The 19174-nt window shown below is 66.6% G+C and carries 13 protein-coding genes; 4 read left to right on the top strand and 9 right to left on the bottom strand.

All coding sequences use genetic code 11. The features are described from left to right. Positions 1-14 precede the first annotated feature (14 nt). Positions 15-2114 carry a sensor histidine kinase KdpD gene (locus QZM15_RS20545; protein WP_104013125.1) on the bottom strand — a complete coding sequence of 700 codons (2100 nt, stop codon included), beginning with the start codon at positions 2112-2114 and terminating at the stop codon, positions 15-17. Positions 2115-2792: 678 nt separating this feature from the next. Here QZM15_RS20545 and QZM15_RS20540 point away from each other — a divergent pair. Then, positions 2793-3629 (top strand): EAL domain-containing protein, encoded by an 837-nt coding sequence (locus tag QZM15_RS20540; protein WP_302107148.1) that lies wholly within the window; start codon positions 2793-2795, stop codon positions 3627-3629. Positions 3630-3938: 309 nt separating this feature from the next. On the opposite strand, the gene QZM15_RS20535 is transcribed toward QZM15_RS20540, so the two are convergent. The 5 genes from QZM15_RS20535 to QZM15_RS20515 all read right to left on the bottom strand — a co-directional run bounded on the left by QZM15_RS20535 (position 3939) and on the right by QZM15_RS20515 (position 11400). Then, positions 3939-4931: a beta-ketoacyl-ACP synthase III gene (locus QZM15_RS20535; RefSeq protein WP_089466225.1), complete on the bottom strand. Its 993-nt coding sequence runs from the start codon at positions 4929-4931 to the stop codon at positions 3939-3941. Between the two features lie 66 nt (positions 4932-4997). Continuing rightward, on the bottom strand, positions 4998-5327 hold the full coding sequence (locus tag QZM15_RS20530) for an acyl carrier protein (protein WP_059583780.1): 330 nt from the start codon (positions 5325-5327) through the stop codon (positions 4998-5000). A gap of 80 nt (positions 5328-5407) precedes the next feature. Further along, positions 5408-9286, bottom strand: a complete 3879-nt coding sequence (locus QZM15_RS20525) for a type I polyketide synthase (protein ID WP_302107147.1) — start codon at positions 9284-9286, stop codon at positions 5408-5410. A 32-nt stretch (positions 9287-9318) separates the two neighbouring features. Further along, positions 9319-10596, bottom strand: coding sequence for a crotonyl-CoA carboxylase/reductase (gene ccrA / locus QZM15_RS20520; RefSeq protein ID WP_302107146.1), 1278 nt, complete (start codon positions 10594-10596; stop codon positions 9319-9321). 45 nt (positions 10597-10641) lie between these two features. Beyond that, positions 10642-11400, bottom strand: a complete 759-nt coding sequence (locus QZM15_RS20515) for an SDR family NAD(P)-dependent oxidoreductase (RefSeq protein WP_059583783.1) — start codon at positions 11398-11400, stop codon at positions 10642-10644. Positions 11401-11645: 245 nt separating this feature from the next. Here QZM15_RS20515 and QZM15_RS20510 point away from each other — a divergent pair, with 245 nt between their 5' ends. Both QZM15_RS20510 and QZM15_RS20505 read left to right on the top strand, forming a co-directional pair. After that, positions 11646-12737, top strand: a complete 1092-nt coding sequence (locus QZM15_RS20510; RefSeq protein WP_124657556.1) for a carboxymuconolactone decarboxylase family protein — start codon at positions 11646-11648, stop codon at positions 12735-12737. Between the two features lie 60 nt (positions 12738-12797). Next, complete coding sequence (locus tag QZM15_RS20505) at positions 12798-13268, top strand: MaoC family dehydratase (RefSeq protein WP_059583787.1); 471 nt, start codon at positions 12798-12800, stop codon at positions 13266-13268. Positions 13269-13322: 54 nt separating this feature from the next. On the opposite strand, the gene QZM15_RS20500 is transcribed toward QZM15_RS20505, so the two are convergent. After that, a complete protein-coding gene (locus tag QZM15_RS20500; RefSeq protein WP_059583788.1) occupies positions 13323-13538 on the bottom strand; it encodes a DUF3820 family protein in 216 nt (71 codons plus the stop codon). 193 nt (positions 13539-13731) lie between these two features. On the opposite strand from QZM15_RS20500, the gene QZM15_RS20495 reads away from it, so the two are divergent. Then, a complete protein-coding gene (locus QZM15_RS20495) occupies positions 13732-13920 on the top strand; it encodes a hypothetical protein (RefSeq protein WP_059583815.1) in 189 nt (62 codons plus the stop codon). 204 nt (positions 13921-14124) lie between these two features. Here the strand turns inward: QZM15_RS20495 and QZM15_RS20490 are convergent, their stop codons facing one another. Together QZM15_RS20490 and QZM15_RS20485 are read right to left on the bottom strand one after the other, a co-directional pair. Continuing rightward, a complete protein-coding gene (locus tag QZM15_RS20490; RefSeq protein WP_059583790.1) occupies positions 14125-14787 on the bottom strand; it encodes an OmpA family protein in 663 nt (220 codons plus the stop codon). A gap of 124 nt (positions 14788-14911) precedes the next feature. Next, the gene (locus QZM15_RS20485) at positions 14912-19150 is read right to left on the bottom strand and encodes a YadA-like family protein (protein WP_302107145.1); all 4239 of its coding nucleotides are present in this window, start codon (positions 19148-19150) and stop codon (positions 14912-14914) included. Positions 19151-19174: the final 24 nt, after the last annotated feature.

Genomic DNA, 19174 nt, shown 5'->3' with positions numbered 1-19174 from the left:
TCGCGGCAGCCCGATCAGCGCCCGAGCGCCGCGTCGTGATCGTGCTTCGACAGGAACATGAGGAAGGTCGTCCCTTCCCCCAGCTTCGAGCGGACCTGCAGCTTTCCGCCGAGCGAATCGACGACCGTCTTGACGAATGCCAGGCCCAAACCATGCCCGGACATCGACGCGCCGCCGTCCAGTTGCGTGAATTCGCGAAACAGCTTTTCCTGGTCGCGCTCGGATATGCCGGTTCCGTAATCGGTCACGGCGATCTTCACGTGCCGATCCGTGGCCGACAACTCCACGTCGACCGTGGAGGCTTCGCGACCGAACTTGATCGCGTTGCCGATCAGATTGACGAATGCCCGCCGCAGCAATTGCACATCGGCGATCGTACTGAGCCCGGGCTCCGCCGTCAGGTTGACGATCGTCGATTTCGCACTCGCCTGCGGCAGCAGATCGTCGACGGCATCGCCGAGCACCAGTGCGGGATCGACCGCGGCCAGCTTCGGCGGCAGATTCTCGGCCCTGGCAAGAAAGAGGAAATCGTCGGAGAGGGTCAGCGCGCGCGTCGCATACTGTGATACCAGTTCGGCGAAGCGCTGCGGCGTGTACCGCGACGGATCCCGCCGGATCTGCGAAACGAGCGCGAGAATCGACGCCTGCGGCGACCGCATGTCGTGCGACAGGAATCGCAGCGCCATGTCCCGCTGCCGCTCGGCCATCCGGACGGACGAGACGTCCGCGACATGAAAGACCAGCGCGCGCTCGCCATAGACGGACGGGCGGATCGGTGCGCACTTGATCAGCAGCGAACGACCGCACCGTGCATTGGCGATCTCGATTCCCTGGTCGAGCTGCGATTTCGTCTGTGCCGACAGCGCGTCGCCGTCAGGCCAGTGATCGAGCGACGTCAACGCCTGCGCGACGAATTCATTCGCCCGATGCGATGCGGTGATCTGAAACAGCACGTCCGAAACCGGCCGGCCCACCGGCGCCCGCCCGGCATCCGGATGCTCGTCGGGCTCCGCGCACCACGCGGCGATCCGCCGGTTCGCCAGCAGCACGACACCGTCGGCCGACGCAATCAGCGTCGCTTCCGGCAGACTGTCGACCCATGCGTCGATGAGCGCACGATAGCGACGTACTCGCGCATCCAGATTCGCAGTCCTGTCCAGTTGCCGCCGAACCGGGTCGACGTGTCGCACGACGCTCGCCGACTCCGCATGCAGCAACGGGTCGGTCGCCATGCGGTCGCCGAGGAGACCGATGAAGCGCAGCAACACTTCGGTACGCCGCCAGAACACCAGCACGCAGGCGAGCACGCACATCAGCATGCCGGTGGCGGGCGGCAGCGCCTCGCCGCCGACCACGAACACGGCATACGCGATCGCAGCAACCGCTCCTGCGACGACGAACGATGCAACGAGGCCGGCACCAGGACCGAACCGGTAGAGCAACGCACAGATCACGCACACGACGGCCTCGTTGAACAGCAGCGCCCACGCAAGACCGGCCTGTTGAAGCGGTGCCGCCGCGGCCGGCGCAGGCGATGCAACGATTGCCGCGGCATCGTCTCCGATCGGCCGCACGCCGGCCGACGACACGCCGGGCCGGCCATGCCCGAGGTCGGCAGCCGCGCGAATCAGGACCGCGCGGCCGCTCAGCCGGTTCGACGGCACCGCGCCGTCCAGCACGTTGACGTACGAGTAGCGCTCGCAAGGTCCGTTCCAGTGAAACGCAGCGTCGCGCGCGCAGGCTTGATCGGCGTTGCCGGAATTGCCGAGGTTGCCGCTCCCGGCCTCCGTTCGTGCGCCGCCGCGACTTGCCGCCTCGCCACCGCGGTGCCCGGCACGTGCGCGCGCGACGTCCCGCAAGCCGGTCAGGTCGATACTGACGACTGCGACGCCGCTTCCGGCAAGCCGCTCCATCATCCGCTCACGGGTTTCGATGCTGAACGGCCAGTTGCCCAGACGCGCGGTCGTACGTTCGTCGACCACGATCATCGCCAGCGGCTTGACGGGCCCGCCGTGGGCCGACCGTGACACGAACCCGAACCACGCGCGGTCGACGCGTTGCAGCGCATGTGTCGCCGTGAGCACCGCACAGACCAGCACCAGCGCAAACGTCACGCGTATCCGCTCCGTGGCGCAATACGAGGACACGCTCCCGGCCATCTGCCTGCCTTCATCACATGAACGGCGCCGCCCCAGCCCCAAAAATCTTCCGAACATGTCGATCAGATGATGCTCCATCGATATCGCATTGATCGGCATCTGACATGCCTGCGTCAAACACCGCACCCCACTTCAAGCAGCATTGACCGGAGACGCAGCAGCCGGTCACCCCCCTTCACGTGCCGATCGCCCGCCCTGTACATACGCGCGCGGACGTACCCGGCCAAACGACCTCCAAGCAGCGATCCGTAATTTAATATGCGTTAATTATACTTCAATTTTCACCGGAATTAACCATAAAATTTAATTACAATTAAATTAACATTTAATTCAAGCTCCATCCTGATACTTTCCATAATAAGCCATCACTTCCAGGCGACATCATCCCTCATCCAAAGCACGCGCATCGCTCGCTCCACCCAAAAAATCTGTGAATTAAAAGCCGAATCATCACACAAAACGAAAATCAATTCAGCTTTCAATATGCAGTCCCGATATCACAATACGATTCCCATGAATCTCATTCTCAAAAATCGAGCCCCAATATACAAAACAATAAACAAATTTACATTTGTTTATTTTCCATGAGTTGAAATTTTTCATTCCACTCAATAGAATCGATCGATCAGCAACATGCTGCCGACATTTAATCGGCGTATCCGGACATTCATGAATTTCCCCTTTGCATCAAACGATCCGCTCGACGATGCCGAACGCGGACTTCGTCAGGGCGAGTTCTTTTTCCTCCTGCAACCCAAGTTCGCGCTCCAGGGAATCCGTCTGGCCGGTTTCGAATGTCTGATGCGCTGGCGCCATCCGGCGCGCGGCATCCTGGAGCCCGCGTCGTTCATCAGCCTGATCGAGGATTCATCTCTGGCCACGCGCTTCACCGAACTGCTCACCCGAAGAGCGGCGCACATGCTGGCGCAGTGGAAGGCGGCCGGTTACGGCAAGCTGTCGCTCGCGATCAATCTGTCTCCGTCGGAGCTGGGGCACGCGGATTTTCCGGCGCAGCTTTCCGCACTGCTGACGTCGCTCGGGCTCGAGCCGGCTCGCGTCGAAATCGAGCTGACCGATGTCGTTCCGCCTGCCCGGCTCGACTGGCTGGTGGAGGCCATCCATGCGACGCAGGCAATCGGCGTGCGCGTCGCATTGGACGACTTCGGTGCAGGCTTCAATTCGCTGACGCTGTTGCAACAGTTGCCGGTGGATATCGTCAAGTTCGATCGCTCGCTGATCCGCGATGTCCTGCAAAACAACGAATCCATGCGGGTCGTTGAGACCCTGGTGCACATCGCGCAAAGCCATGGCAAGCACATCGTGATGACGGGCATCGAAACCGCCGCGCAGTTCGAATGGGCCAGCACGCTGCCGGACGTCGACGGCCAGGGTTTCTATCTCGGCGAGCCGCTGCGCGAAGCGGCGGTCCAGACGTTCATCGCCGATTGCCATGCGCGGATCCTGTCGTAGCCCCGCGCGCGCCGTAGGCGAGTAGGCGCCATCCGTGCTTCAAGCGCGAGGCCGCGTGCTTCATGCGTCGGGTCGGCATGCCGGACGCCGCCGCATCCCAGGATTCATCCGGAATATCGGGTGCCATCTACGCTCCGATCGGGCTGTTTGTTCACGCCGCCGTGTGCGACGTGCAGCCAGCATAGAACGGCGGCCCGAGCGCTCAAAGTGAACTTTTGTCACTTTCACGAGCATTTCCACAGGGCTCCCACATTCCGGGAAAATGCCGATCCGTCGGGCACCGACGTGCGCCGGTGCCTCGCCCGTGAATTACCAGCGAATCAACGCCGAGCCCCACGTGAAGCCCGAGCCCATTGCAGGCGTCAGGACGAGATCGTTCTCCTTGATGCGTCCGTCGGATACGGCTTCGCCGAGCGCGAGCGGAATCGACGCCGCCGACGTGTTGCCGTGTTTGCCGACGGTGAGCACGACCTTCTCCATCGGCAGATTCAACTTCGTGCCGACGGTTTGCACGATGCGCTGGTTCGCCTGATGCGGAACGATCCAGTCGACGTCGTCCCGGGTCAGCCCGTGCGCATCGAGCGCTTCCTGCGACGCGTCGGCGAGATTGACGACCGCATGCAGAAATACGTCGCGGCCCTCCAGATGCATCTTGCCGGCGCTTTGCGTCGACGATACCCCGCCGTCCGTGTGAATCTTGTCCCAGTACCGTCCATCCGAATGCAGATGCGTGGACAGCACACCGCGCGGCCTGTCGCCTTCGCGCCGTTCGCCGCGCAGCACCAGCGCGCCCGCGCCGTCGCCGAACAGCACGCAGCTATTGCGGTCCTGCCAGTCCACGATACGCGACATCGTTTCCGCGCCGATCACCAGCGCGGTGCGCGCCTGCCCGAGCCGGATCATGTTGTCGGCGACCGAGAGCGCGAACACGAAGCCCGAACAAACGGCCTGCACGTCGAACGCAGCCCCCCGCGGCATGCCGATCGCTTCCTGAACGCGGACGGCCGTCGCAGGCATCGTGCGATCGGGCGTGCAGGTCGCGAGCACGATGAGATCGACGTCGGCCGCGGCGATCCCTGCGTGACTCAGCGCGGCCCGGGCCGCGCCGATCGCGAGATCGGACGTGTTCTCGCCGGGCGCCGCGATCCTGCGCTCCTTGATGCCGGTGCGCTGCGTGATCCACTCGTCCGTGGTGTCGACCTTCAGCGCGATGTCATGATTCGTCATGCGGTGCTCGGGCAACGCGGAACCGCAGCCGACGACGCGCGACATCCAGTGGTCCACGCGATTGATTTCCACCATCTTCGGTACTCCGATCAAAGTCGATGACGCGCCGGCCGCCCGATGTCTCGAACCGGCGCCCTGGCGTTACCAGCTTCCGACGCCCGCGTCCTCGCCCGGCTCCGCGGCGGCGCTCGTGCCCTGCGGTTGCAGCGAGACGAGATGCTCGGCCAGCGCATTGAAGGTCGGATAGTCGTAAAGGACCGTATCGTCGATCTTGATGTTGAGCCGCTCTTCGAGGAAGAACGCGAGTTCGACGGAATGCATCGAGTCGAAGCCGGCGTCGGCGAAGGTCTGTTCGAGATCGGTCGGCACCTTCAGGTTGTTCGCTTCGGTCCACTCCTGGATCCACGCAAGAATGGTTTCCGCGGTGACCGTCGGCCCGTTGACGGCTGCAGCTTGAAGTTGATCGTTCATGGCATCGATTCCTTGAAGTCGGATTGAGGACGGTGAAGGCGCGGCGGCGACGCCGCGCCCGGGAAACGGAAAGGCAGCGCCTATGCGGGTGTCGCGCGCATCAGCGGTTCCGGATCGGCGTGCGGCGCATCGGCAGCGCGTCCGCCGAGAAAGTGCGCGAGACGCCGCACGGAAGGTGCACGCACGATGGAGTTGTGGTCGTCGTCGAACACGTCGACCGTGATGCCGCCGCGCCCGAAACGGCGCAATTGCTGCTCCGCCAGCACGCTCGACATCCCGCGCTTGTCGCGCGCGGCGAGCGCGTATCCGATGTGCGTTTGCACCTGCCGCGGCTGGTGACAGGCGAGCGCCACCGCGCTCGCGGCATGCAGCCGCGCGATGTGGTCGAACATCTCAGGCTGGGCGCGGCGGCGCACGTCGGCGAGATAGAAGTCCTGATCGAGCATCGCATCGAAACGCGGGTCGGCCAGCCATCGCTCGACTGCCTGCATACCGTCATCCGGCGCGAGATCAGCGGCCAGTGCGCGCAACCGCGTGGCGAATTCGCCGTCGTGGAGCGGACTGTCGACGATCGTCAACGGCGGCGCGCTCCCGCCCTCCGACTCCCACTGCACGGCCATTTCGTGCGCGACGATCCCGCCGAACGACCAGCCGCCGAGCAGGTCGGGCTGCCTGCCGTGCGTCGCGAGCAGCGCCGCGCGGTAGCGCGACGCCAGTTGCGCGATCGAAAGATACGCGGGCGCGTGGCCCTGATCCGCGTACGGATGACGGATCGCGACGACCGTCGGGTCGCCCGGCCATGCCGCGGCCAGTTCCTGATAACACAGCACGTTTCCGCCGACCGGATGCACGAGCGCAACGAGCGGCCCGGCCCCGTCGCGCAGCGTCACGACCAGGCCGACGTCGCCGCCCGTTTCGGCCGGTTGCCGGGGATCGGCCGCCACGACTTCGCGAACGGACGCGTCACCGTTCGTCGCGCCGAACCACGCGGCCAGCGTCTGGAGCGACGCGCCGCGCGCCAGCATGGCGATCGGCGGCATCTTGCCGAGCCGCTGATGCAGCCGCGCCCGCAGCTCCGTCAACGCCAGCGAGTCGAGCCCCTGGCCGACGAGCGACAGCCCATCGTCGAGCACGACGGTATCCGGCGCGACCGCTGCCGCGATCGTGCGCAACGTCGCGAGCATCTGCGCCGCGCCCGCCGGTGCCGCGTCGGCGCGATCCACCTCGATCGAACGCGGCGGCCGGGCTTCCGCATTCGATGCGCCATCGCTTCGTTGGCGCACCGCACCACGCGCCGCTTCGGTGAGATCGGGAAACGGCAACTCGAAACGCTCGGTGTCGAACGCGTAGCCCGGCGCTTCGGCAGGCCGCGGCGCATTGCCGTACAGCTTGTGCCACGCGATCTTCTGCCCTTCGCCGTAAAGGCGCGCGCAGCCGTGGGCGAAGCCGGTCGATTCGGTTTCCTCATCGCCTTCCGGGCCGTCGGCGAGCGACGCGATCGCGCACGTCCAGTCGCCGCCGGCGGCGGCGCGCGCGAGCTTGGCGAGCGCCGCGCCGGGCCCCACTTCGACGAAGAGCGTCTTGCCGTCCGACGCCGCCAGCAACGCGTCATGAAAACGCACCGGCTGCTCGACGAGATCGAGCCAGTGCTCGACGCCGGCGATCGCATCGGTCGCGACGGCGCCCGTGAGGGTGGAGACGATCGGAATCGACGGCGGCGCGAACGTCAGCGGTTCGAGCGCGCGCCGGAACGCGTCGCGCATCGAACGCAACATCGGCGAATGGCCCGGCGTGCCGTAGGTCTTGAGCAGCGACACACGCTTGCCCGCCGCGACCATCGCGTCGTGCACGCGCGCCACCGCTTCCGGCGTGCCGCTGACGACGGTCTGCCCCGGCCCGTTGATGCCGGCGACGAACAGATCCTCGCCGAACGCGAACCGCGCGGCGAGTTCGTCGGCCGCGGCGGCCACCGCGAGCATCGCGCCGGCCGGCGTCGCGGTATCGAACAGTCGGCCGCGCGCCTCCACCGCCTTGAGACCGTCGCCGAGCGACATCACGCCGCCGATCACGGCGGCCACGTGCTCGCCGAGCGAATGCCCGATCAGCAGATCCGGCTGCACGCCGAGCTCCATCCAGGTACGTGAAAGTGCGTAGCACACGACGAAGTGAGCCAGTTGCCCCGGATGATGGCGCACGGTTTGCGCGCCACGGCCGACGATCGCATCGAGCACGTCGCGGGCCGTTTCGCTACCCAGCAGGCGCAGACACGCGTCCGCGTGTTTGCGGAACAGCCCGTTGCCGTGGTAGAGGTTTCCGCCGACGCCCGGCTGCCACGCCCCTTGCCCCGGCACGAGAAACGCGACGCGGGACTTGCGCGGCGGCTCGCCCGCATGCCAGTTGCCGGACGGATTGTCCGCGAGAAACGCGTCGAGCGCGTCGATGAAATCCGCTTTCGTCGTGCCGACCAGCGCGACACGATGATCGAAATGATCGCGTCGCACGTTCGACGTATGACACGCATCGCGCAGCGGCACGGACGTGCCCGCGAGCCAGGCCCGCCATGCCGACGCGACACGCCGCCGTGCGTCCGGCGAGCGCCCGGACAGCGTCAATACGCGTTCGCGGTCGATCGGCGCAGCGGTGTCCGGCACGGGCGCCGGCGCGGACAGAATCAGGTGGACGTTGGTCCCGGTGATGCCGAAACCGCTCACGCCGACCAGCGTCTCGCCTTCGTCGAGCGGCGTACCCTCGCGTGGAATGGCGAGTTGCGCGCCTTCCCAGTGAAAGCGCGGGTTCGGCGTCTCGAAGTTCACCTGCGCGGGTACGTGGCGGTGCCGCAGGATCAGCATCGCCTTGATGAAGCCGGCCATGCCCGCGGCGCCCTCCAGATGCCCGAGCTGGGACTTCACGGAGCCGACGAGGATCGGCTTGTCGCGTGCGACGGCGCGCGTATAGACGTTACGCAACGCGGAAAGCTCAATCGGATCGCCGAGCGCCGTGCCCGTGCCATGCGCTTCCACGTAGGCGACTGCTTCCGGCCGAACGCCGGCGCGCATCATTGCCCGGCGAATGACGGCTTCCTGCGCCGCGCCGTTGGGCGCGGTGAGGCCGTTACTCGCGCCGTCGCTGTTGACGGCCGACCCGATCAGCACCGCATCGATGCGATCGCCGTGCGCGAGCGCGTCGTCGTGCCGCTTCATCACGATCACGCCGCCGCCTTCGCCGCGAATATAGCCGTCGGCGCTCGCGTCGAAAGGACGGCATTGCCCGGAGGCGGACATCGCCTGGAGCCGCGCGATGCCGATCGTTTCCTCCGGCCCGAGGATCAGGTTCACGCCGCCGGCGATCGCGACGTCGCACTCGCCGGCCTGCAGGCTCTGCGCGGCAAGATGGATCGCGACCAGCGACGACGAACAGGTCGTATCGACGAAGATCGCGGGCCCGCTCAAACCCAGTATGTGCGCGACGCGCCCGGGGGCCATCGCGCGCAGGTTGCCGAGCTTCGAATACGTGGTGATGCGCGACGGATCGCCGGACCAGACGGTGCGCCGGCCATAGTCGGCCTCGCCGATCGTCATGAAGACCCCGACGTTCCTGCCGCGCAGCCGGCCCGGCGCGATGCCCGCGTTCTCGAGCGCCGCCCATGCGAGTTCGAGCATCCAGCGCTGCTGCGGATCCATCTCAATCGCCTCGGCCGCCGAGGTCCGGAACAGCTTGCGGTCGAAGCGGAACGGATCGTCGACATAGCCGGCCACGCGCGAATACGTGGTGCCGGGCTCGTCGGTATCCGGCGAGTAGTACGCGTCGATATCGAAGCGTTCGCGCGGCGTTTCGCGGATCGCCGTGCGCCCGGAATTCAGCAGCGTCCAATAGCTCGACGCACAGGACGCGCCGCCGGGGAACCGGCACGACATGCCGATGATGGCGACGCGCTGCGCTTGCGTGTTTGACTGGTTCATACCGTCCTCGCGGCGGAAAGCGTTCATCCGGCCTAGTGGCGGCTCGCCGCGGCGAGATCGTCGCTGCTGCTCGCCTGGACGAGCACGGCCATGTTGCCGGGCAGGTGCCGGTTCTCGCGGATCTTCGCGTGCGCGTCCGGCAGGCGGCTCCACGGAAACACTTCCGACAGGCACGGGTCGATCTTGCCGCTCATCACGAGCCGGTTCGCCTGCGACGCTTCCTTGAGGTTGGCGAAGTGACTGCCCTGAATGCGTTTCTGGCGCATCCACACGTAGCGCGCATCGCAGGTCAGGTCGTAGCCGCTCGTCGCCGCGCAGAACACGACCATGCCGCCGCGCTTCACGACGTAGCAGGACGGGGCGAACGTATTGCGGCCCGGGTGCTCGAACACCATGTCGACGTCGCGCTTTTCGCCGAGCGCACCCCAGATCGCCTTTCCGAAGCGCTTGACTTCATCGACGTAGGCCGCGTACTCGGCCTTCGCATCGACGGGCGGCGGCGCGCCCCAGCACGAGAAATCCGAACGGTTGATCACGCCCGCCGCGCCGAGCCGTTTGACGAATTCGGCCTTCGACGCGTCGGAGACCACGGCGACGGGGCGCGCGCCCGCGAGCGCCGCGAGCTGGATCGCCATCGTTCCGAGCCCGCCCGCCGCGCCCCACACGAGCACCGATTGCCCGGCGGAAAGCACGTGCGGCTTGTGGCCGAACAGCATCCGGTATGCGGTCGCGAGCGTGAGCGTATAGCAGGCGCTGGCGGCCCACGTGAGGTGCTTCGGGCGCGGCATCAACTGCGTCGACTGCACGCGCGCGAACTGCGCGAACGAGCCATGCGACGTTTCATAACCCCAGATCCGCTGCGACGGGGACAGCATCGGATCGCCGCCGTTGCATTCCTCGTCGTCGCCATCGACCTGGGAGCAGTGTGCGACCACCTCGTCGCCGACCTTCCATTTCTTCACGTTCGACCCGACGGCCCATACGATGCCGGCCGCATCCGAGCCCGTGATGTGATACGGATCGTCATGCAGGTCCAGCACCGAGAACGGCTGGCCGAGCGCCGCCCACACGCCGTTGTAGTTGACGCCGGCCGCCATCACGAGAATCAGCACGTCGTCCGGGCCGAGCGACGGCACGTCGACGATTTCGTTCGTGAACGCGTGCTGCGGCTCCCCGTGGTTCTCGCGACGAATCGTCCACGCGTGCATTTTCCTCGGCACGACGCCCAGCGGGATCGCGCTGCCGATGTCGAACAGTTCCGGCGGGTTCCTTCTCGTTTCGACAGCGAAATCGATCGTTTTGGTATCCATAACAATACTCGTGAAAGAGTTGATCCGGGAAAAGTTGCACTCGTGCTAGGCCGCGGCCATCCCGCCGTCCACCGACAGTGCGGTACCGGTCATGAACGAAGACGCGTCGCTCGCGAGGAACGCGACCGCCTCGGCGATTTCCTGTTCGGTGCCCAGCCGGCCGACCGGATGAAACGCCTTGATCTGGTCGGTCATGCCGGTTTCATCGAGAAACTTCTCCACCATCGCCGTCGCCACGAACGCCGGGCAGATCGCATTGACACGGATATTCTGCTTCGCGTATTCGAGCGCGGCCGCTTTCGTCAGCCCGAGAATCCCGGCCTTCGACGCGTGATAACTGCAGCCGCCGAATGCAGACGCCACGAGGCCATAAGTGGACGACATATTGACGATCGCACCGCTGCCCGCTTTCAGCATTTCGGGAATTTCGTATTTCATCGAAAGGAACATCCCTTTCAGATTGATATTCATCACGTAATCCCAGCTCGCCTCGTCGGTATCGGCCACGGCTTTGCCGAATGCCTCCACGCCGGCGTTGTTGAACGCAATATCGAGCCTGCCGAATTCGTGCACGGTCTGCGCGACCATCCGCGCGCAATCCTCCGCGCTCGATACATCGGTCTTCACGAACAGCGCTTCGCCGCCCGCGCGGCGGATCTCCTCGACGACGGCCAGACCTTCGTCGATGCGGCGCGACGCGATCGCGACCCGCGCGCCTTCCCTGGCAAACAACAACGCCGTGGTCCGGCCGATACCCGAACTTCCCCCGGTCACGAGGGCGACTTTTTCATGAAGCTTCAGCATCGTATTCTCCAGTCGCATTGATATGCAGGCCCCGTCATCACCATCCCGATTTTTCAGATCGAAAATGAATCGTCGGTTCTTGACCGGATGGATTCTAGACGGCGAAAAGCGTGCGCCGATGAAAAGTGAAAAAAGTTCAAATTTGATTGTCGAACGGACGAATATCATCGCTGACGTCACGACACTCCGCGTTCAACCATCGGCCTTCCATGCGTACGAATACGATCACCCGGCATGAACTCGGCATGTCCGTCATACACGCGATCGGCGACGAAGGCTTCGTCGGGCTGAGCGCGGCACTCGACCGTCTCGACCCCGATTTCAAGCGATTGCTCGTCGAGGGCGCATATGCCGACATCATCGCCCGCCCCAACCTCTCGCTGAAGCACCGGGAACTCGTGACGGTCGCGGTACTCGCGACGATGGGCAATGCGGATGGCGCACTGAAATACCATGCGGGCGGCATGCTGAATACCGGCTGGACGCCGCACGCGGTGCTCGACACGGCGTTCGAGACGCTCCATTACGCAGGCGTGCCGGTGGCCGCGGCCGCGATACGCCACATCGCCGGGTTGTTGCGCGAGCGTGCCATCGATATCGACGTCGACGTCGATTTTTTAGAGGATCCCGAAGCGACGATCGCCACGTTGCTTGAGCGCCGGCAACGGCCGTTCGATGCGCTGACGCCGAAAGAGCGCCGGCTCGCCGCGCTTGCCATCGTCATCGCGCGCGAAAACCGGCACGATGCGGTTCGCGTACACGTGAACGACTGCCTGCACGCGGGCTGGACGCGCGGCGAACTGACGGAGGTATTGATTCAACTGACCGGCTACATCGGCTGGCCGCTCGTACTGCCCGTGTCGCGCATCGTGCTCGACGCGTTCGATGCGTTCAGTGCGCTCAATGGGGCGCCGGACGACTCGGCGGGAATCCAGGCCGATGCACCGGCCGAGCGGCATGCGCTGCAACGCGACCTGTATCGGTCGAACGCGGCAGGCGGCTTTGTGGACATGTCGTCCGCGATCGAGCGTGGCATCGATCGGCTGGCCAGCGCGGCATCGGGCGATGAGCCGGTCGAGCACGTGAAGGCACGCCACCTGACGGCAATCGCGTGCCTGACCTGCCTCGCGCGCAATGCCGACGCCGACGCGCTCGCCGCGCACATCCGCGACGCACGCCGGTCGGGCGCATCGCGACCCGAGATCGTCGAGGCCATCGTCGGCGCGCTGCCTCACGCCGGCGTGCTGGCCGTGCAATGGGCGCTCGCCGAGGCGAGCCGTTCGTTCGCCTCGGCGGCTCCGCATGCGGCGCGCGAGCACGACGACGTGCAGGCATGAAGACGACCGCGTTCCACCTCTCTCCCACACCATGCGGCACGAACGACACAGGAAACGACGATGAACGACGAAGGCGGATACGATCTCGAGGATCTCATGCCCGGCATGAACGCGTGCTTTTCGAAAACCCTTTCCGAGCACGACGTGCTGCTGTTCGCGAACGCGACGGGCGACCGGAACCCCGTGCATCTCGACGAGGCCTATGCGCAGCGAACATTTTTCGGCGGCCGCATCGCGCACGGCATGTTGTCCGCCTCCGTGATATCGGCGGCGATCGCGACGCATCTGCCAGGACCCGGCTCGATCTATCTGTCGCAGGATCTGCAATTCCGCCGCCCGGTCAAGCTGGGCGAAACGGTCTGCGCGACGGTGACGGTCAAGGAGATTCTCGCGAGCCGGCGTCGGGTCGTGCTGGAAACGCGCTGCGAAGTCGACGGCCTCGTCGTCGTGGAGGGCACGGCGGTGGTGATGCCCACGAATGCGGCGGCGCGCCGGAAAGAAGCGGCGACCGTGCAGGATCAGGCGGTTTGACGGCCGCCCGAAGCGCGACTGCCGGCGTCGTCGGGCGTGCGACCCGCGGTCGCGCTACGCGGGTTTGCGCAGCGGCTCGAGCAGGTGCCTCAGGCCGTTATGGTCGATCTCGTGCATCAGCGCGAGCTGCCGGCCGATTTCGCCGCGCGGGAAGCCTTCACGCGCCAGCCAGTTGAGGTAAGGCCCGGGCAGGTCGGCAAGGAGTCGCCCTTTGTATTTTCCGAAGGGCATGGTGACGGCGACGAGGGATTCAAGATCTGGGGTGCGCATGCGCGTATTGTGCACGGCTTTGCGCAGCCGCGCGCGTCACGGCCCGGCTGCGGCCCAAGGCCGCGAATCCGACCCTTCGCGGCGGGATGAATCAACCAACCGGCCCCGATTGACAATCGGGATTCACGTCAGCCGCCGGCTTGCTTCGCGCCTGCTAGACTGGAACTTCCCCCTGCAAACCATGGAGGGAATCATGATGTCCATCTATGTCGTGAAGACCGGCGAGCAGTTCCTCTGCACCGCCGAGGACGGCGATATCGGCATGGCGCCGGCCATCGAAGACGCGGCCTCCTTCGGTTCGTACGACGAAGCGGAGAAAGCCGCGAGCGCGCATGCCGACCCCGGGTACGAGATCGTGGCCGTCTGCATGATCAGGCACTGAGCGCCGATCCGCGGCCCGGTGCGCAGGGCGATCCGCGTACCGGACGCCCGTCGCCGCGCGTCGGCGGCGTCGATGCGACGGGCCCTGCGTTCGCACGCCGCGGACGGGCGGTTCGCGCCACGCGTCGTCCACGCCAAGCATCATTGCCGCAAGCGAGCCGTCCGGCTTCGACGGCCACGCTTGCGGCAAGCGGGTCGCAGCGTCCTACTTCTGCAGCGAGATTTCCACGCGACGGTTGCGCGCGCGTCCTTCGGCGGTATCGTTCGATGCCGCCGGGTTCGCCTCCCCGTGGCCGACCGCGGCAAACGCATCGGCCTTCAGCCCGTGCTCGCGCAGATAGCCGGCGACCGCATCCGCCCGGCGCTTCGACAGCGCCTGATTGTGCGCATCCGAGCCGGTTGCGTCGGTATAGCCGTCCACTTCCACGCGCGCGAAATGCTTGTCGCTCTGCCGGCTCAGCAGCGTGTCGAGCGCGGCGGTGGCGGCAGGCGTCAGCACGGCCGAGTCGGTCGCGAAATACGCATCGCCGGTCAGGCTCACTTTTTCGGCCGGCACGGGCGCCGGCGTAACGGCCTCGGCGGCCGGCGCGGGCGCCGCGCCGCACTGGAACACGATCGAATGCGCATCGGCGCCGTCGCGGTACGGCGTGGTGGTGTCGACGAGGCGCACGGCCTCGTTGCCGCACATGCGCGTCGCGACCTTCATGCAGGTCTTCGCGCTCGACAGGATGCCGTGGCAGTCGACCTGGAACGTCCGGATGCCGTTTCGCGGCTGCAGTTCGTACGCGTTGTACGTCGGCCCCGACGCACTCGAACAGGCCGCGAGGGAAACGACGGACGCCAGCAGGGCAAGATGGATGTTTTTCACTTGATGACTCCGAGAATGCGATGAGCACGGCGCGTGCGGCGCGATGTCGCGACGCATCCGCGCGTGTTTGCGTTCGGCGCGGCCCGCTCCGGCAACGCGTGCCGGAACGAACCGCCGCGCGCGATTACTTCCACTGGTACAGCATGCCCGCGCCGACCACGCGCTGGCTGCCGGCGAAGCCGCCGTTCAGCGTCGCCTTCAGGTTCTCCGTGACGCGCGCCTGCACACCGACCGCCATGGCCTTCTGGCCCTGGAACGTCGCCGTGCCGACCCCCATCGCGAAGTTCGAATCGCGGTCCATGTGCGGGATCGACGCCATCGCGGCGGTCGCGGCGATCCCCTCGCGGGCCATCGAATCGGTCTGCTGGATCTGCTGCTGCATCTGCGTGAGCTGGTTGTTGACCGTGTTCAGCGACTGCGTGAACTGGTTCGATACCGCGTTCAACTGGTTCACGTTCACCGCGTCGGTGCCCTGCGTGCCCGCCGCGACGTTCACGACCTGCCGCGCCGAATCCGCCGAGCCGACCGCGACCACGTTCGAGCGCCCGCCGTCGTTGCTGCCCGTGCCGATCGCCGTCGAGTTGTTGCCCGACGCGGTCGAGCCGACGCCGATCGCCGTCGAGCCGTTGCCCGACGCCGTCGAACCGTTGCCGACCGCCGTGCTGTTGGAGCCCGACGCGACCGCGCCCGAGCCGCCCGCCGACGAGTTCGAGCCGCTCGCCCCCGGCGGCACGTTGCCGCCGGTCGGGTTCGTCGTGTACTGCCCGCCGAGGTTGGTCGTACGCTGGTCGATCAGCGTCGTCAACTGGTTCGCGACCGAATCGAGCTGCGACACGTTCACCGCGTCGGTGCCGTTCTTGCCGGCCGCGAGCCCGGTGATCTGGCGATTGCCGATGTTCACTTCGCCGGCCGACGACTGCGGGCTGCTCAGCCCGTACGCGACGTAGTTCGTCAGCGCGCCGACCGTGGTCAGCGAACCGGCGCCCAGCGCGACGCTGTTCGCGAACGTCGCCGATGCGCCGGCGCCGAGCGCGAGCGCATCGGTTGCGCTGCCGCGGGCCCCCGAGCCGAGCGCGACGCTGCCCACGCTGACCGCCACCGCATTCGCGCCCTGCGCGACCGACTGCGCGCCGGTCGCCGTCGCGCCGCTGCCCAGCGCGATCGCGTCGGCCTGCGCGGAACTCGCCGCCTGGCCGATCGCGACCCCGCCCGGCGCGGTCTGGTCGACGATCGCACCGTTGCCGATGCCCACGCCGTTGTCGCCGTTGACGACCGTCGTCGGCCCGACCGCGATCGATTCCGCGCCGACGGCCAGCGAATCGCCCGCCGTCGAATTCGCGTGGAAGTACTTCTGGCCCGTCACCGCGAACGATTGCAGCGCGCCGGTCAACTGCCGCACCGTTACCGCATCCTGCTGGCCGGTGCCGTCGGCGACGTTGGTGATCTGGCGGTAGGTCCTGTTCGTCGCGTCGCCGACCGATACCGCGCCGAGCAGCGTCTGGTCGGTCGTGTCGAACGGGATCGACGCGCTGCCATTGCGGATGATGCCGGACGACGGTGCCGTCGCACGGTCGGCGACCGAGCCCGAGCCGAGCGCGATGCTGCCGTCCACGCGCGAGATCGCGTTCGGGCCGATCGCGACGCTGTCGACGCCGAGCGCCTGGCTGTCCGGCGCGGTCGAATTCGCGTGGAAGTACTTGATGCCGTTCGCGTTGATGTTGTCGATCGCCGAGCCGACGTTGTTGTTGATCGTCGTGGAGCCGTCGCTGTTGTACGTCACGTACGACGGCGCCGAGATCGTGCCGGTGGTCGGATCGTAGGTGGCGCCGCCGCCGATCGCGCCGGCCGTGCTGTTGCCGAGGTTCGTGTTGTTGTTCGTGATCGAGCTCAGGCTGGTGGACAGCGAGCCGATGCCGGTCGACGTGGCCGTCGACAGCGAGGTCAGGCTGCTGTTCGTCGAGCTCAGGCCCGTGGACAGCGAACCGACGACCGTCGACGTCGACGTGGACAGCGACGTGATCGTGCTGTTGGTCGAGCTCAAGCCGGTGGACAGCGAGCCGGCGACGGTCGACGTCGAAGTCGACAGCGACGTCAGGTTGCTGTTCGTCGAGCTCAGGCCCGTGGACAGCGAGCCGACGACGGTCGAGGTCGAAGTCGACAGCGACGTGATCGTGCTGTTGGTCGAGCTCAGGCCGGTGGACAGCGAACTGATGCCCGTCGACGTCGACGTGGACAGCGACGCCACCGAGCTAATGGTCGAGCTCAACCCGGTGGACAACGAACCGATGCCGGTGGACGTAGACGTGGACAGCGACGTGATGCTCGACGCCGTCGACGTCGACAGCGAATCGAGCGCGGTGTTCGTCGCGGCGAGTTGCGATCCGTTGATCGCGTCCGTGCTCGACGAACTGATTCGCCCGGCCGCGACGTTGGTGATCTGGCGCTCGCTGCCCGCCGCGCCGACGCTGACGACGCTGGTCGGATTGACGCCGTTGAACGTGTACGTGACGCCGCCGATAGTGCCGGTCGACGTCGGATTCGGCGCGGCCGTCACCGACCCGGAGCCGAGCGCGACGTCGCCGGCGCGGGTCGCCGCCGTCGCGCCGTCACCCAACGCGATATTGCCGGCCATCCCCGCCGCACCCGCCGTCGAACCATTGCCCAATGCGACGCTGCCCTGACCGATCGCCTTGTTGTTGTTGCCGATCGCCACCGCGCCATTGGCTTGATTGGTGACCGTCGCAGATGCCGTGCCGTCGCTATTGGCGATGTTGTTCGCCCCACCCGTGAAAGCACCGGTGCCGCTGGCGTAACTCGGATCGCCGATCGCTACCGCACCGTTGCCGACGGCAGTGTTGCCCGCGCCGATGGAAACCGCGGTGCCGCCCGTCGCGGTGGCGCCCGTGCCGATCGCGACGGCGTTGCCGGAATCGGCGGCGGCACTGCTACCCACGGCAATCGCGTTGGTGGCCGACGCATTGGCGGCGTCGCCGATCGCCACGGCGGCAGTACCGGTCGCGACCGCGGTCGCACCGAATGCGGACGAGAACTGACCTGTCGCCTGGCTGCCGGTACCGACCGCCGTGGCACGATAGGTCGGCGTGCCGGTGTTGTTGCCGGCGATCGACGAAGCGCCGATGGCAACACTGCCGTCGTCGATCGCCGAAGACGCGGCCCCCAGGGCGACCGTGTTCGTGGCGGCGGACGTGGCCTGCGTGCCCAGCGCGATCGCATTGGTGGCGGTCGCCTTGCTGGAGGTGCCGGCCGCGAACGCGTTGGTCTGCGATGCCGTCGCGCTGGAGCCCAGGGCGGTGCCCCCTGCGCCGGCGGCGAGCGCGAGATTGCCCAACGCCAGGCCGAACTGCTGCGTCGCACTCGATTGAATGCCGATCGCGACCGAACTGACGCCCGATCCGACTGTGTTCACGCCGAACGCAAGCGCATTGTTGGCGCTGGCCGTCGTATTCGAGCCCATCGCGATCGAATTGGCGCCGAGCGACTGCGTGCCCGAGCCGGGCACACCCGCGGTGCCGCCCCAGCCGATCGCGATCGACGACGTGCCCTTCGCGCCGCTGTTGACGCCCATCGCGACGCCGGAATTACCGGAAGCCAGCGCGCCGCTGCCCACCGCGACGCCGGCCGCTCCCGAACTCGTCGACTGATTGCCGAGCGCGACCGAGCCCGTATCGGTTGCATTCGACGCATAGCCGAGCGAGACGCTTTGAGCGCCTACCGCACTCGCGCCGAGACCGAGCGCGGCCGCATACTGGCCGGACGCCAGCGCGTTGTTGCCGAGCCCGATGGCCGAAGCGCCGGTCGCAGCCGCGCCGCTGCCCATCGCCACCGCGCCGTTTTGGGTCGCGCTCGAGAGATTGCCGACGGCAACCGAGAAAGTGCCGCTGCCAATCGACTGCACGCCCAGCGCCACGCCGTTGAAGCCGGTCACTTGCGAATTGATGCCGATGGCCGTCCCGCCATCGGCCATCGCATGCGCGCCGGGGCCGATCGCCGTGGACGACAGGCCAGCCGCCGTCGACAGATTGCCGTAAGAGGTCGCATTCACCTGCGACGCCACGGAACCGTTGCCGATCGCCGTCGAACTGGCGCCCCCGGTCGCGGAGCCGCCACCCGCCGAATATTGCGCATGTGCACCGGCCTGGAACAGCCCGAGATACGCGGCCGTCATCATCACGACGAGCCGTCTGGGCGAGAGCGCCGGCTTCGTCGCGATGCCCGCGTCAGCCGCATGCACGGACGCGCTTGTCGACGACGCGACCCGCTTGCCGCGCGCACGATCGAGCTCCGACGCCGCAACCCAGGCGCCCAGTGCTTCGTTCCAGATCGACTTGAACGACTTGTTCATCTTGTGTTCCCTCGGTTCTCATGT

The sequence above is a fragment of the Burkholderia sp. AU44665 genome, assembly GCF_030504405.1.
In the GTDB taxonomy this organism is placed as follows: Bacteria; Pseudomonadota; Gammaproteobacteria; order Burkholderiales; family Burkholderiaceae; genus Burkholderia; species Burkholderia semiarida.
The sequence above is the reverse complement of the archived record's forward strand: the minus strand, read 5'-3'. Positions and strand labels throughout refer to the sequence as shown.